This window comes from Caballeronia sp. M1242, assembly GCF_017220215.1.
Classification (GTDB): Bacteria; Pseudomonadota; Gammaproteobacteria; order Burkholderiales; family Burkholderiaceae; genus Caballeronia.
The window spans coordinates 491,631-507,154 of the sequence record NZ_CP071129.1 but is presented as its reverse complement, the minus strand read 5'-3'; the positions used below and the strand labels follow the sequence as shown (position 1 = coordinate 507,154).

Annotated in this window: 8 protein-coding genes; 2 read left to right on the top strand and 6 right to left on the bottom strand. The window is 59.2% G+C overall.

The features are described from left to right. The first annotated feature begins 303 nt into the window (after window positions 1-303). Window positions 304-1,452 (top strand): glutathione-independent formaldehyde dehydrogenase, encoded by a 1,149-nt coding sequence (locus tag JYK05_RS02350; RefSeq protein WP_175939589.1) that lies wholly within the window; start codon window positions 304-306, stop codon window positions 1,450-1,452. 371 nt (window positions 1,453-1,823) lie between these two features. Here the strand turns inward: JYK05_RS02350 and JYK05_RS02345 are convergent, their stop codons facing one another. The 6 genes from JYK05_RS02345 to JYK05_RS02320 form a co-directional block, all read right to left on the bottom strand. Further along, window positions 1,824-4,979, bottom strand: coding sequence for an HsdR family type I site-specific deoxyribonuclease (locus JYK05_RS02345; RefSeq protein ID WP_241269827.1), 3,156 nt, complete (start codon window positions 4,977-4,979; stop codon window positions 1,824-1,826). Between the two features lie 115 nt (window positions 4,980-5,094). Next, the gene (locus JYK05_RS02340; protein WP_206467643.1) at window positions 5,095-6,423 is read right to left on the bottom strand and encodes a restriction endonuclease subunit S; all 1,329 of its coding nucleotides are present in this window, start codon (window positions 6,421-6,423) and stop codon (window positions 5,095-5,097) included. Continuing rightward, a complete protein-coding gene (locus JYK05_RS02335) occupies window positions 6,420-7,976 on the bottom strand; it encodes a type I restriction-modification system subunit M (protein WP_206467642.1) in 1,557 nt (518 codons plus the stop codon). The genes JYK05_RS02340 and JYK05_RS02335 overlap by 4 nt, the downstream gene beginning before the upstream one ends. Window positions 7,977-8,488: 512 nt before the next feature. Then, window positions 8,489-10,033: an efflux transporter outer membrane subunit gene (locus JYK05_RS02330; RefSeq protein ID WP_206467641.1), complete on the bottom strand. Its 1,545-nt coding sequence runs from the start codon at window positions 10,031-10,033 to the stop codon at window positions 8,489-8,491. Between the two features lies 1 nt (window position 10,034). Then, window positions 10,035-13,235: an efflux RND transporter permease subunit gene (locus JYK05_RS02325; RefSeq protein ID WP_175939587.1), complete on the bottom strand. Its 3,201-nt coding sequence runs from the start codon at window positions 13,233-13,235 to the stop codon at window positions 10,035-10,037. Window positions 13,236-13,252: 17 nt separating this feature from the next. Beyond that, complete coding sequence (locus JYK05_RS02320; protein ID WP_206467640.1) at window positions 13,253-14,485, bottom strand: efflux RND transporter periplasmic adaptor subunit; 1,233 nt, start codon at window positions 14,483-14,485, stop codon at window positions 13,253-13,255. A gap of 392 nt (window positions 14,486-14,877) precedes the next feature. On the opposite strand from JYK05_RS02320, the gene JYK05_RS02315 reads away from it, so the two are divergent. Next, entirely contained in the window at window positions 14,878-15,522 is a 645-nt protein-coding gene (locus tag JYK05_RS02315; RefSeq protein WP_206467639.1) for a TetR family transcriptional regulator, read from the top strand. The last annotated feature ends 2 nt before the right edge of the window (window positions 15,523-15,524 follow it).

The window sequence follows — 15,524 nt, the reverse complement described above, 5'->3', positions numbered from 1 at the left end:
AGCTAGTTCACTATGCACGCGGGCATGCGGATCGCTGCAATGAGGGCACGCACCTCAAGCAACGCGCAATCGATGCTTCGATAGTTTTTTAGTAATCCTAGATTTCTCACCCACGAGATTATCTATGTCGTGGACAGACAGGAAGAGCAGGAACGCACGCCGACGCGTTAGCGCCAGAAAGGACGTACCGATAGATCAGGAGACCACTCGTCCCACGGGTACGCCTGTGGGTTCATCGACGCCGTCCACCGCGAAACGGTGCGAACGGCTCAGGCTTTCAATCGCCCTCTTTAGGAGAAGAACATGAAAGCAGTTGTATATCGCGGCCCGCACCAGGTCGCCGTAGAGGATGTACCTGATCCGAAAATCGAACGTCCAACCGATGCCATCGTCAGAATCACCAGTACCAACATCTGCGGGTCCGACCTGCACATGTACGAAGGCCGAACCGACTTCGAGCAAGGCCGCATCTTCGGTCACGAGAATTTGGGCGTGGTCGAAGAGGTAGGACCCGCCGTGGAGCGAATCAAGCCCGGCGACTGGGTGTGCCTGCCGTTCAATGTGAGTTGCGGCCACTGCGTGAACTGCGAGCGCGGCCTCACCGCGTTTTGCCTTCACGCGAACGGGCCGGGTATCGCGGGCGGCGCGTTCGGCTTTGCGGACATGGGACCGTGGCCGGGCGGACAGGCCGAGTATCTCAGAGTGCCCTGGGCGGATTTCATGTCTCTGAAGCTGCCGCCGGGCGCCGAGGAGAAACAGACCGACTACGTGATGTGCGCCGACATCTTCCCCACCGGTTGGCACGCCACTGAACTAGCCGGCATGCGGCCCGGCGATTCGGTCGTAATCTACGGCTCGGGACCGGTGGGCCTGATGGCCGCGCATTCGGCCATGATTAAAGGAGCGCGCAGCGTCATGGTGGTGGACTGCCACCCGGACCGGCTGAAGCTCGCGGAGTCGATCGGCGCCATTGCGATCGATTATTCCAAGGACGACCCGGTGCAGCGAGTGATGGACCTGACACACGGAATAGGCGCGGACGTGGGCTGTGAATGCGTAGGTTACCAGTGTCACGATCCGGCTCCGCAACGCCATGAACATCCCAATCTGACGATGAACAATCTGGTGTCGTCGGTCAAGTTCACTGGCGGGATCGGCGTGGTCGGCGTGTTCGTTCCGCAGGATCCGGGCGCGCAGGACGAACTGGCGAAGCAGGGAAAGATTGCGTTCGACTGGGGCAAGTGCTGGTTCAAAGGCCAGCACATTGCCACGGGTCAGTGCAACGTCAAGGCGTACAACCGGCAGTTGCGCGATCTCATTTCAGTCGACCGCGCGAAGCCATCGTTCATCGTGTCGCATGAGTTGAAGCTTGACGAGGCGCCCGACGCCTATCAGCACTTCGACGTGCGTGACCACGGCTGGACCAAGGTTGTGTTGCACCCCGGAGGCTAGTGCAGCGACGCGGCGATCGGGGCCGCAGGAGCATCCATCGACACCCGGATAGAGACGCGAACCGGCTAGCTGAGTCTTGGCGATGCAGACACGGTGCAGTTCCGCGTTTATGGGAACGTTCGGGTGAGCGCACGTGTCGCGATCGACTTAGCCTCCCGCCTGCGCACGCATGAGTGCGCATCTTCCTGACCCGGCCGCGTGTCTGCGGTCAGTAAGGCGGCTCGCAGATAAAGCCATGCAACGTCGCTGGAGGCGAGTGCTACGTGAGCATGGCTCTGCGAACTCGCCGCGGCCGATGCAAAAGGCTACGCCTTCCGCGCGGCCCTTCAGGCACCTCAGCGATTCAACAGAATTCGTAGAACCACAAAGTTTCAGACGTGCCCTCCGACCCCTTTGAACTTCTCGACGAATGCTGCGATCTTTTGAAATACGCTCTGCTTCTTAGTGAGGTATTGCGGATTAAGCGGGCTCATCTTCGGAAGAACGGCGTTAAGTTCCGTCCCGTTGTCGCTGGCGTACTCCCGCTTCAGTGAGTTGGTGATATAGCGCCTGGCCGCCTCGGCGTGCAGGTTCTCGGTGCTGATCAACTCTTGAGCCTCACGCTGCTGTTCCGACTGCGCAAAAGTGAAGAAGGCGTCGATCACACTCGCTTTATCGCCAATCTGGTCTAGATCGGTCTGGTTGATGAAGTCCACGACTAAGCTCTCTTTGGCGCGGTTGCCGAGGCTGGCGCGAATCACCCGGCGCACTTCATCCACTAGCTCCGATTTGCTCTTGGTCTTCTTGTTGTGCTCAAAAATCAACTCCAGGATGTAATCCAAGTTGATCTCCTGAGACCTAAGCAGATCCACCTCGAAGACCACGTCATCCCAATCAATCGTAGACTTTTCTCGCCCGCCAGAATCCTTTTCCCGACGCAGCCAATCGCGCACGTCGTTGTAGGTCGAACGGTAATCTTGAATCTTCCGCTCAGCGGGAAGCGTGATGGCTTGCATTTCGGCTAGATCGTCGTCGCTCACATAGTACTTTGACTTGAACGCCTCCACCGCCGCAGCGTCATCCATATCAAGATCTTGCAAGGCCTTGAGGCTGGCGAACTCGTCATAGTTTTGCAGCAGGTTTTCCACGCGCAAATATTCGCCAAACAGTTTCGCGAAAGCCTTCTTGTCAGCTTCCTTCTCAATGGCAGCGGGGTCGGGAAAGCGTGATTCCAACTCCTTCACCACGTCCACGAAGCCACGCCGCGCTTCACCGGTGGCCACGTCGGTGTAGCCCTCCATGTATTCCTTGTAGCTCTTCTCCAGCACCACATTCTTCGTGTTCTTGTCGCCAAAAAGGGTAATGGCGTCGATGGTCGCCTGCTCCAGGTCGCGGAAGGTAACGATATTGCCGAACGTTTTAGTGGCGTCGAAAATGCGGTTGGTGCGCGAGTAGGCCTGCATCAAACCATGGAAGCGCAGGTTCTTGTCGACGAACAAGGTGTTCAGCGTGGGAGCATCAAAGCCTGTCAGAAACATGCCGACCACAATCAGCAGGTCGACTTCCTTAGCTTTGACTTGCTTGGCCAGATCACGGTAATAGTTCTGGAAGCCATTGCTGTCCACGCTGAAGTTGGTTTTGAACATCGCGTTGTAGTCAGCAATGGCTGCGCTCAAGAACTCCTTTGCGCTGCTGTTCATGGCGGAGACATCGAAGCTCTCGTCCTGTATATCGCCTACCGCGTCCTGCTCTTCGTTGGCCGCATACGAGAAAATGGTGGCGACTCTCAGCGGCTTATCGCTAGTCTTCTGTAAGTCCTTGAAGCACTCGTAATACAGCTTGGCTGCATCCACGCTGCTTACCGCGAACATGGCATTGAAACCCTTATTGCCCGGTTGAAGCCGGTGGGTCTTCTGCCGGAAGTTCTTCAAGATGTATTGAGTGATCTCGCGGATACGGTCGGGGTGCAACAGGGCCTGCTTATTCTCGGCCGCGCTCAGCTTCTTCTCGTCCTGCTCGGTTTCAATCGCCTTGAACTGCGGTCGTACGTCGTTGTAGTCCACCTTGAACTTCAACACTTTTTCGTCCCGAATCGCATCTGTGATCACATACGAGTGCAGTTCACGGCCAAACACGCTGGCCGTCGTATCCGCGCCCAGCGCGTTCTGCGGGAAGATCGGCGTTCCGGTAAAGCCAAACTGGCAGAACTTCTTGAACTTCTTCTTCAAGTTCTTCTGTGCCTCGCCAAACTGGCTGCGATGGCACTCGTCAAAAATAAAAACGACCTGCTTGCCGTAGATAGGCAGGTCCGTCTCACTCTTCATGAGGTTGTTGAGCTTTTGGATGGTAGTGACGACGATCTTGTTGTCGTCCTTGTCCAGGTTGCGCTTGAGACCAGCAGTGCTGTCCGACCCATTCACGCTGTCCGGTGAGAAGCGTTGATATTCCTTCATGGTCTGGTAATCCAGATCTTTCCGGTCTACCACGAAGAACACCTTGTCGATGAAATCCAGCTCAGTGGCAAGACGCGCCGCCTTGAAACTGGTCAAGGTCTTGCCCGACCCAGTGGTGTGCCAAATGAAGCCACCACTTTCCGTATTGCTCCAGTTCTTACCTTGATGGCTACTTCTGATCTTCCAGAGAATGCGTTCCGTGGCAGCAATCTGGTAAGGGCGCATCACCAGTAGCGTGTTGCTGACATCAAACACCGAGTAGTTGAGGAGCACATTGAGCAGCGTGTGCTTCTGAAAGAAGGTGGCCGTGAGGTCCTTCAGGTCTTTGATGAGCGTGTTGTCCGCCTTCGCCCAATTCATGGTGAAGTCGAAGCTGTTCTTGTTGCGCTGGGTGGTGTTTGCGAAGTAACGGCTATCCGTGCCGTTGGATATCACAAACAGTTGCAGGTACTTGAACAAGGAACGCTCAGTGTTGAAGCTTTCCTTGCTGTAACGATGCACCTGATTGAACGCTTCGCGAATGGCAACACCGCGCTTTTTCAGTTCCACTTGCACCAGTGGCAAGCCATTGACCAGAATCGTCACGTCATAGCGATTGGCGTGCGTGCCGGTCTGCTCGAACTGCTTGATCACCTGCACTTTGTTGCGAGCGACGTTTTTCTTATCCAGAAGGTAGATGTTCTGGATACGACCGTCATCGAACACGAAGTCGTAAATGTAATCGTCGTGGATCTTCCGCGTTTTTTCGACAATGCCGTCGCTGGGCTTGTCCAACCACGTTTCCACGAAGCGCAACCATTCGCCTTCGGCAAACTGCACGTTATTGAGCGTTTGCAGCTGGACGCGCACGTTGGCGAGCAGGGCTTGGGGCGAATTCAGGCCGGGCACGTACTCATAGCCCTGATCCTGCAAATCCTGAATGAACTCTCGTTCCAGATCACCTTCGGTCTGGTAGCTTTCCGCGGCACTCCATTCCTGGACGTATCGGTCCAGTACGATGAAGTTCTTCGACTCGGCGATGGTGTTGTATTCGATCATTTTGTTTTTCTCCTGCCAGAATCGATGGCGGTCGATGACGTGCTTGAGCAATGTCATGAGACCTGTGTCCCGGTCATCTTTTACGCCATCGGTTCAGGCGTGACGGCTGCTTGAGCTTGCGCGACAGGCGTGCGCCTTCCGTGCCGTTGCAGGCTTAGATAAGCTTGACCGTTTATCCGCAAGACTCGGTTGCCGGCCGTATATCGTCAGCGTCTTCATCACACAACGCCTCCATCTCTGACGGCTTCGGGAAGCTCAACAGGAGGTTGCGGTAATACTCGTATTGCTTCTGACGCAGTTCGATCTCGCGCGGTAAGCCCTCGCTGATGGAGTTCGTCAGAGCGTCGAATTTATCGAGGATAGCGACGATGCGAGCTTGTTCGGCGAGTGATCTTTCAGGGTCGTCGGCGTATGGAATCGGGATCTTGAAACTTTTTATGATGCTTGAATTGAGGTCGCCTCTGGCCCCCTGACCAAGCGACTTGATGTTCTCATAGTTGTAACTTACCCAGTGAAAGACATAGCGATACAGTGCCTTCGCTTCGTCTATCTCCAAGCAACCACAGTGCTGATTAGTTGTCAAAGGTATCTTGTTGATCGCGGATCGACCAGCGGTTGCACCGGATATCGCAATGATCACGCAATTCCGCGGAATCCACTTGGCAGCCGAATTTCTTAACGCCGATTGGGTGATTCGCACTTCTGTGTTATGAATGTCATTGAACTTTACCTCTTGGGTCCTCAACCACGGAATGTCGCCACCATCGTAGAATTCCGGATTGCCGGCTGTTGGCGTGCCGCCTGAGTACCACTTTTTAGTTACGTCCCCCAACGTCTTCCACTCCACACCCCTTTCGTCGAAATTCAGCAACTGATCCCGATAGTAGTTGTATTGTTTCTTACGAGCGGTGAGCTCGGCGGTGAGCTCGGCGGTGAGCTCGGCGAAGCTATCTAAAACGCGGACAATTTCGGCTTGAATTTGCAGCGACCTTTTCGGGCTCTTTGGGCAAGGCACGGGAATTCTTATTTTCGCCATGTCAGTCGCTGAGACATCAATCACCTTTGTCCCTTTGGCGTACTTTCTTTTTTCGCTTGCAAATATTTCTGTCTGCGTGAAATAGGCAAAGTATTTACCCAATAGGCATTCGCCGGGCTTCAGAATAGTTGCATGCCCCCCAGTGACAGCCTGACGTTCACCGAGATACACCAAAGCCTTGCCTACATCTTCAAGGTTTTCGCTCGTGTTAGTAACTACAACATCACCTTTGTCGACCTTGCGCAACTGCTTGGCCAATTCCGGTGACACGAAAGACTTTGTTGTTGTGGTAGATAGATCGTAATACGTATAAATTTGACCATAGTGAATGGCAGGCACCCCTGTTTCTGTGAAGTCTTTCTTTTGCAGCCCGTTGCCGCGAACCAGCTCGCCAAGTTGGCCTAGCGTTCTCCACTCAACCGCCACTTCACCCAGCAGCTTTTGCAGAAAGTTCACGTTGCTCATGCCCCCGCCCCCTCTCCCTCAATCTCCGCGACAATGGCATCAATATCATTCCGAAGTTGGTCAATCTTGGCCACGGTTACTTTGATCTCGGCATTAAGCTGCGCAATGTCCACCACTTCGCGATCGTCCTTCGCTTCAACATAGCTGCTGACCGACAGGTTGTAATCGTTGCCGACGACCTTCTCAAAAGGTACCGACTGTGCAAAGTGATCGACATTCTCCTTGCTATCGAACACCTTCATGATCTGTTCGATATGCGCATCCAGCAGCACGTTGTTGTTTGTCTCTTTCTTGAAGAGGCCACTGGCGTCGATGAACTGCGTATTGGTATCGGTCTTGTGCTTGGAGAGCACCAGAATATTCACCGCGATGGTGGTGCCAAAAAACAGATTGGGCGCGAGTGAAATAACGGTTTCAACATAGTTGTTATCCACCAAGTACTGGCGGATCTTCTGCTCAGCTCCGCCGCGATAGAAGATGCCCGGAAAGCACACAATGGCCGCACGCCCTTTACTGGAAAGGTAACTCAACGCGTGCAGCACGAACGCAAAATCGGCCTTGGACTTGGGAGCCAACACACCTGCCGGGGCAAAGCGCTCATCATTGATCAGCGTGGGATCGTCCGCGCCAATCCACTTAACCGAATAAGGCGGGTTGGAGACGATCGCATCGAAGGGTTTGTCATCCCCAAAGTGCGGGTCGGTCAGCGTATTCCCGAGTTGGATGTTGAACTTGTCGTAGTTGATGTTGTGCAAGAACATGTTCATCCGCGCCAGGTTGTACGTGGTGTGGTTGATCTCTTGCCCGAAGAAGCCTTCTTCGATGATGTGCGCATCAAAATGCTTCTTGGCTTGCAGCAACAGCGAGCCGGAGCCGCAGGCCGGGTCATATATCTTGTTGACGCTGGCCTGCTTGTGCATGGCGAGCTGGGCAATCAGCTTCGACACATGCTGCGGAGTGAAGAACTCGCCGCCGGATTTGCCGGCATTGGCGGCGTAGTTGGAGATAAGAAATTCGTAGGCATCGCCGAACAGGTCGATATGGCTGGCGTCGAAATGCCCAAAATCCAGTTCCGCGACACCCTTGAGCACGGCGGCCAGACGGGCGTTTTTGTCTTTGACCGTATTGCCGAGACGATTGCTGGTCGTGTCGAAGTCCGCAAACAGCCCTTTGATGTCGTGCTCGGAGGGGTATCCGTTGGCGGATGACTCGATTGCGGCGAAGATGGTGGCCAGGTCGGTATTCAGGCTGTCGTTGGTGTTCGCGCCGGCTGCGATCTTGGCAAACAGTTGACTCGGGTAGATGAAATAACCCTTGGTCTTGATGGCGTCGTCTTTGATGGCTGGCGTGATGACGCTGTCGGGCAGGTCGGCGTAATGGACGCTGTCGTCGTCTGCCTCGATGTAGCTGGCGAAGTTTTCGCTAATGAAGCGGTAAAACAAGGTGCCGAGCACGTATTGCTTGAAGTCCCAGCCATCGACTGCGCCTCGGACATCGTTGGCGATTTGCCAGATTTGGCGTTGCAGGGCTGCGCGTTGTTGCGTGCTTGTCATAGTGTTATTTCTGTTCCGATACTGGTTTTCGCAATCATTCCGTTGCAGTTGGAAATGACTTAGATCGGGTTGATTGTGCGTGGCTGTGCCCGATGGCATAACAAGCTCGGAATTCTACGTGCCCCGCGAATGGATGTCGTACCCAAACAGGCGTCGTGGAACTAGAAAGCAACACCTAGCGACGCGACGTCGCGTTGTTATGGCATCACTGGGTGATTACGAATTGCACGCTGCCTTATGCCGGGAAACGAATGACTGTTCGTGCGCGCATGGTTGAGTCGTTACCTTCGAACGCCCTCGCCCGCCCGAGCCCGAACGCAAAGAAAGGCGCCAGCGCGCGTCGCCAAAGCTCGAGCGCGGAAATGGAGGAGCCGCTCCAACTGCCAAGGTCTTGCGCAAGCGGCTGTGAGTGGCCGGCTCAATCCTGTTCGCAAGCAGTCCCGCGATCCGCCAACCACCAAAAACAAAGCCCGGCACATTGGCCGGGCTTCGCAACAAAGCGACTGAGCAAATCACCCAGCCACAGCAGCCGACGCCGCCTGCGGCGTACTCGCCGCGCCGACATCGGCGGGCGCTGCGGGCGCTACGGGCGCTGCAGGCGCATCCGCCGGGCGCGGCGCATCGCCGGTATGCTCGATCCACCCGCCGCCCAGCGCCTGATAGAGATTGACGAGGTTGGCGAGCCGCTCGGTGCGCACAGTGATGAGCGTCTGCTGCACCGAGTACAAGTCCTGCTGCGCGGTCAGCACGTTCAGGTAGCTATCGACGCCCTGCCGATACCGCATCGTCGACAAATCCAGCCGGCGCTGCTCCGCCGCCGTGTCGCGCTCGAGCGCCCGGATCTGCTGATCGTAGGTGCCGCGCGCGGCGAGGCCATCGGCGACATCGCGGAAAGCGGACTGAATCGCCTTCTCGTACGCCGCGATCTGGATGTTCTTCTGGATGTTCGCCAGATCCAGATTCGCCTGATTCTGACCGCCCTGGAAGATCGGCAGTGTGATCGTCGGCGCGAAACTCCACGCCGCCGAACCGGGCTTGAACAAGCCGCCGAGCGTCGGACTGAGCGTGCCGAAGCTGCCGGTGAGCGAAATGCTCGGGAAGAACGCCGCCCGCGCCGCGCCGATGTTCGCGTTCGCCGCGAGCAGGTTCTGCTCGGCTTCCATGATGTCCGGACGACGCGTGAGCAGATCCGACGGCAAGCCAGCGGGAATGTCCGTCAGCAAGTCCTGCTCGTTGAGCGGCATGCCGGTCGGCAGATCGTCGGGAATCGGCTCGCCGATCAAGAGCGCCAGCGCGTTCACCGCCTGCGCCCGCGCGCGCTGCTGCGCCTGCAAGTTAGCCGCCGCCGTTTCCACCGCCGTCTGCGACTGCGCGAGATCCAGCTCGGATGCCGTGCCGTTGTCGAACTGCAGCTTGACGATGTTGTACGACTCCTGCGTCGTCTTAAGCGTCTGCTCGGTGACTTGCAGCAGGTCATCCGCTTGCAGCACCTGCAGATATTGCGAGGCCACCTGCGACACGAGCGAAATCTCGAATGCCTTGCGCGCGTAGGCCGTGGAAAAATACTGCGCGAGCGCCTGATCCTTCAGGCTCTGCACGCGGCCGAACAAGTCGAGTTCCCACGACGCGTTCAGGCCCACGGAATACGTGTTCGAAATGGTCCGGTCGAAGAACGACAGATTGCGCGGCGTGCGCTGCTTCGACTGATCCGCCTGCGCCGTGATCGACGGGAACAGCTCCGAGCGCACGATGCGGTACTGCGCCTGCGCCGCCTGAATGTTGAGCACCGAGGCGCGCAGATCGCGGTTGTTCTTCAGCGCGATGTCGATGAGCCGCTGCAAACGCGCATCCACGAAGAAATCGCGCCAGCCGATCTCCGCGCCCGCGACACCGTTCGCGCTGCGCGCGCCGGCATCCGCCGCGCCCGGCTGCGTCGAGTACACGCCGCCGGTCGGAAACGTCGACGAGACCGGCGGCGCGGGACGCTCGTACTTCGGGGCCAACGTGCAGCCCGCCAGCACGGCGACGGCCGCTGCAATCAAGGAAAGTCTACGCATTTCAATGTCCTTCGTTGGAGCCGCCGCCATCGCGCGGACGGTGCTCATCGGGATGATGCTGCTCGTAGTGCTCGAGCGCCGTCTCCGGATTTTCCTTCTCGCCGCTGAACTGCGCGCGGATCACGACGAAGAACATCGGGACCATGAAGATCGCGAGGAAGGTCGCGGTCAACATGCCGCCGATCACGCCGGTACCGATCGCGTGCTGGCTCGCGGAACCCGCGCCGTTGCTGATCGCGAGCGGCATCACGCCGAGAATGAACGCGAGCGAGGTCATCAGAATCGGGCGCAAGCGCAGCCGCGCCGCTTCCATCGCCGCTTCGATCGGGCCCATCTTCTCCGACATCTGCAGTTCGCGGGCGAATTCCACGATCAGAATCGCGTTCTTCGCCGACAAGCCGACCGTGGTCAAGAGACCCACCTGGAAGAACACGTCGTTTTCCAGACCGCGCAACGTGACGGCAAGCAGCGCGCCGATCACGCCGAGCGGCACGACCATGATGACCGAGAACGGAATCGACCAGCTTTCATACAGCGCCGCGAGACACAGGAACACGACGAGAATCGAGATGCCGTACAGAATCGGCGCCTGCGAACCCGACTGGATTTCCTGATACGACAGCCCCGTCCATTCGTAGCCGATGCCCGCCGGAAGCTTCGCCGCGATGGCTTCCATCGCCTGCATCGCCTGACCCGTGGACTTGCCGGGGCCGGCCGCGCCCTGGATTTCGACCGACGAGATGCCGTTGTAGCGTTCGAGCTTCGGTGAACCGTACGTCCAGTCGCCGGTGGCGAACGCGGAGAACGGCACCATTCCGCCCGATCCGTTGCGCACGTACCAGTCGTTCATGTTCTCCGGCGTCATGCGGAACGGCGCGTCGGCCTGCAGGTACACCTTCTTGATCCGGCTGTCCGTATCGAGGAAGTTGTTCACGTACTGCGAAGCCCACGCGATCGAGAACGTCTGGTCGATCGCGGCCGCCGTCACGCCCAGCGCGAGCGCCTTCTCACGGTCGATGTTCACCTTGAACTGCGGCGTATCGTTCAGGCCGTTCGGACGCACCTGCGCGAGCGTCGGGTCTTTCGCGGCCATGCCGAGCAGCTGATTGCGCGCGGCCATCAGCGCGTCGTGGCCCACGCCTGCGCGGTCCTGCAACTCGAAGTCGAAGCCCGCGGCCGTGCCGAGTTCAGGAATCGACGGCGGATTGACCGGGAACACCACCGCGTTCTTGTAGCCCGAGAAGCGGCCAAAGAGCCGGCCGACCAGCGCCTGCACCTTCTGGTCGCCCTTCTGGCGCTGCGCGTAGTCCTTCATGCGCACGAACACGAGACCCGCGTTCTGACCGCGGCCCGCGAAGCTGAAGCCGTTGACCGTGAAGGTCGATTCGACGATGGACGCTTCCTGATTCAGCAGATAGTCGGAGACGTCCTTCAGCGCGCGCGCCGTGGTTTCCTGAGTGGAGCCGGCCGGCGTCTGCACGAGCACGAACATCGTGCCCTGGTCTTCGTCGGGAAGGAACGACTTCGGCAGCTTCACGAACAGGAAGCCGACGGCGACGATCACCACTAGATAGATGACGAGCCAGCGCCCGGAGCGCCGGATCACGTGATAGACGCCCGAATGGTATTTCTCGCGGCTCTTGTCGAACGTGCGGTTGAACCAGCCGAAGAAGCCCTTCTTCGCTTCGTGATGCCCTTGCGGGATCGGCTTCAGAATGGTCGCGCACAGCGCCGGCGTGAGAATCAGCGCGGTCAGCACGGAGAGCACCATCGCGGAGACGATCGTCAGCGAGAACTGTCGATAGATCGCGCCCACCGAGCCGCCCGACAACGCCACCGGCACGAACACCGCGGACAGCACGAGTGCCACGCCCACCAGCGCGCCGGTGATCTGGCCCATCGCCTTGCGAGTCGCTTCGCGTGGAGATAAGCCCTCCTCCGCCATCACGCGCTCGACGTTTTCCACGACCACGATCGCATCGTCCACCAGCAAGCCGATGGCGAGCACGAGACCGAACATCGACAGCGTATTGATGGAGAAGCCCACCGCGCCCATGATCGCGAACGTGCCGAGCAACACGACCGGCACCGCGATGGTCGGAATGAGCGTGGCCCGCAAGTTCTGCAGGAACAGATACATCACGAGGAACACCAGCACGATGCCTTCGATCAGCGTCTTGACCACGTCCTCGATCGACAAGCGCACGAACGGCGTGGTGTCGTACGGATACTTCACGACGAGGCCGTTCGGGAAGTACTTCGAGAGCTCGTCGATCTTCTGGCGCACGGCCTTCGCGGTGGCGAGCGCGTTCGCGCCCGTCGCGAGCTGAATACCGAAGCCCGCCGCCGGCTGGCCGCTGTACTTGGTGTCGAAGTTGTAGTTTTCGCCGCCAAGCTCGATGCGCGCGACGTCCTTCAGACGCACCTGCGAGCCGTCCTGATTCACCTTCAGGAGCACGTTGCCGAACTGTTCCGGCGTGGTCAGGAGCGTCGCTTCGGTGATGGTCGCCTGCAGCAACTGACCCGGCACCGACGGCGTGCCGCCGAGCGAGCCGCCCGCGACCTGCACGTTCTGCGCGGTGAGCGCCGCTTGCACGTCGACCGGCGTGAGACTGTATTTGTTCAGCTTGTCCGCGTTGAGCCAGATTCGCATGGCGTACTGCGAGCCGAAGAGCGTCACCGTGCCGACGCCGTCCAGACGGCTCACCGGATCCTGAATGTGCGACGCCACGTAGTTCGCGAGGTCGTACTTGCTCATGCTGCCGTCCTGCGAGACGAACGCCAGCACGAGCAGGAAGCTGTTGCTCGACTTGGTGACCTTGGTGCCCAATTGCTGCACGATCTGCGGCAGGAGCGGCGTCGCGAGCTGCAGCTTGTTCTGCACCTGAACCTGCGCGATGTCCGGGTTCGTGCCCGGCGCGAACGTCAGCGTGATGGTCGCGGTGCCGGAGTCATCGGACGTGGAGGACAAATACAGCAAGTGGTCGAGACCACTCATCTGCTGCTCGATCACCTGCGTGACGGTGTTTTCCACCGTCTTCGCCGATGCGCCCGGATACGTCGCGCTGATCTGAACGGCCGGCGGCGCGATGGTCGGATACTGCGCGACCGGCAGCGTGAAGATGGACGCGATACCCGCGAGCATCAAAACGATGGCGATCACCCACGCGAAAATCGGGCGATCGATAAAGAACTTTGCCATGAGGCGGGCTCCTGGTTTTACGCGCCCGACGCAGCAGACGCGGGCTGCGCGGACGAGGCGGGCTGCGCGGCTTGCGCATCGCTCGCCTGCGACGCTCCGGCTGCGGGCGCTGCGGGCAGTTGCGCGGGCACGGTCTTGACTTCCATCCCCGGACGCACCTTGTCGACGCCCTGCACGATCACGCGATCGCCGGCGGCAAGACCGCTATCGACCACCCAGTTCTGACCGTAGGTGCCGGACGTCACGAGCTGGCGCAGCGCGACTTTGTTGTCCGCGCCGACGACGAGCGCGGTCGGCGTGCCCTTCTGATCGTGCGTGATGCCGATTTGCGGCACGACGATGGCGTTCGGATTCACGCCTTCCTCGATACGCGCGCGCACGAACATGCCGGGCAACAGCACGCGGTCCTTGTTCTGGAAGATCGCGCGGACCGTGACCGAGCCGGTGGTCGGATCGACGGTCACGTCGGTGAACTGCAGCCTGCCCTTCTCCGAATAGACGCGGCCGTCTTCCAGCACGAGCGAGACTTTGGCCGCGTTCGGGCCGCTCGTCGTGAGGCGGCCTTGCTGGATCTGCTGGCGCAGCTTCAGGCCGTCGAGGCTCGATTGCGTCAGGTCGACGTACATCGGGTCGAGCTGCTGGACGGTCGCCATGAGCGTCGCCTGGCTCGCCTGCACGTACGCGCCCGGCGTGACCTGCGAGATGCCGACCTGGCCGGTCACGGGCGCAACGACATCCGTGTAGCCGAGGTTGATCGCTGCGGTATCGACCGCGGCCTTGCCGGCGGCCACGTCGGCGGCGGCCTGGCCTTGCGCGGCGACGGCGTTGTCGTAGTCCTGCTTGCTGACCGCGTTCGCCGAGACCAGCACCTTGTAGCGATTCGCCTGCGCGGTCGTCGACGCGAGGTTCGCCTGCGCCTTCGCGAGCGACGCCTTCGCGTTGTTCAACTGCGCGATGTAGGGCGCCGAATCAATCTTATAGAGCCGCTGGCCCGCCTTGACGATGCTGCCTTCCGTGAACTCGCGACGCAGCACGACGCCGTCCACGCGCGCCCGAACCTGTGCGACGAGATACGCGCTCGTGCGGCCCGGCAATTCGGCCGTGACCGGCACGGCCGTCGACTGGATCGTCACGACGCCGACTTCGGGCGTCTGCGGCGGCGGCGCCGATTGTTTTTGTCCGCACGCCGCCAGTAGGATGGCAGCCGTCGCGGCACTGACGAGGTGAAACGGAACCCTTTCGAAGCGCATGGAGCGACCTCTGTGTGTGACTGATAGCGAAAAAAAACACGCGCATCGCCGGATCGGCGTCTCAGTGACGAGACGCAGTTCTCTTTACGACGGCGATGCACACATTAGCGAGCATCTGGCGCGCGTCCGAACGACGGCGGCGCCACACGCAAATCTGAACAACGTTGATGACGAAACTGACGAGCCGACGATTGTTGCGTCTTGACGGCGTGTGGGCTGGTATTATAAATACATTCACGAATGGATGTAAAAATAAGATACCGCGAAGATTACGGCCGTAACGAGACGTTCCCGCGCCGTCGTTGGACAAAAAAGGTACAGCTTTTCGTTCACCGCATTCACACCCCGCATCGCGATTTCGATTTGCAGCGGCAAGCCGTCAATCCCAGGATATGGTCAGACGAACCAAGGAAGAAGCGCAGGAGACGCGCAACCGCATTCTCGACGCCGCCGAGCGCGTTTTTTATGAAAAAGGCGTGTCTCGCACGTCGCTCGCGGACATCGCGGAGGCGGCGGGCGTGACGCGCGGCGCCATCTACTGGCACTTCGCCAACAAAGGCGATCTTTTCAACGCGATGTTCGACCGCAGCCTGCTGCCACTCGACGAGCTCGTCGCAGCCACACTCGATGGCAAGGAGCCCGACCCGCTCGCGCGCATCCGCGAGATTTTCATCTGGTGCATGCGCAATATCACCGAGGACGAAAAACGCCGCCGCGTGTTCGACATCCTGTTTCTCAAGTGCGAATTCGTCGAGGAAATGGGACCCGTGCGCGAGCGCCAGCAAAACAACATGCGCGACGGCATGGAACGCATCGCGCGGGCGCTGCGCAATGCCATCGACAAGGCGCAATTGCCCGCCGCGCTCGACGTGCGCCGCGCCACGACGCTCCTGCACGCGCTCTTCACGGGCATCCTGCACGATTCGCTGATGATGCCCGAGCGCGTCGATCCGTCGAAGGACGCCGAAGCGCTCATCGACGCCTGCTTCGACGCGCTGCGCGCGAGTCCCGCGCTGCTCACGACCGCCAGCGTCTGAGC

Coding starts and splice junctions, on each gene's coding strand:
- JYK05_RS02350 (WP_175939589.1), top strand. CDS start 304: ATGAAAGCAGTTGTATATCGCGGCCCGCACCAGGTCGCCGTAGAGGAT.
- JYK05_RS02345 (WP_241269827.1), bottom strand. CDS start 4,979: ATGACATTGCTCAAGCACGTCATCGACCGCCATCGATTCTGGCAGGAG.
- JYK05_RS02340 (WP_206467643.1), bottom strand. CDS start 6,423: ATGAGCAACGTGAACTTTCTGCAAAAGCTGCTGGGTGAAGTGGCGGTT.
- JYK05_RS02335 (WP_206467642.1), bottom strand. CDS start 7,976: ATGACAAGCACGCAACAACGCGCAGCCCTGCAACGCCAAATCTGGCAA.
- JYK05_RS02330 (WP_206467641.1), bottom strand. CDS start 10,033: ATGCGTAGACTTTCCTTGATTGCAGCGGCCGTCGCCGTGCTGGCGGGC.
- JYK05_RS02325 (WP_175939587.1), bottom strand. CDS start 13,235: ATGGCAAAGTTCTTTATCGATCGCCCGATTTTCGCGTGGGTGATCGCC.
- JYK05_RS02320 (WP_206467640.1), bottom strand. CDS start 14,485: ATGCGCTTCGAAAGGGTTCCGTTTCACCTCGTCAGTGCCGCGACGGCT.
- JYK05_RS02315 (WP_206467639.1), top strand. CDS start 14,878: ATGGTCAGACGAACCAAGGAAGAAGCGCAGGAGACGCGCAACCGCATT.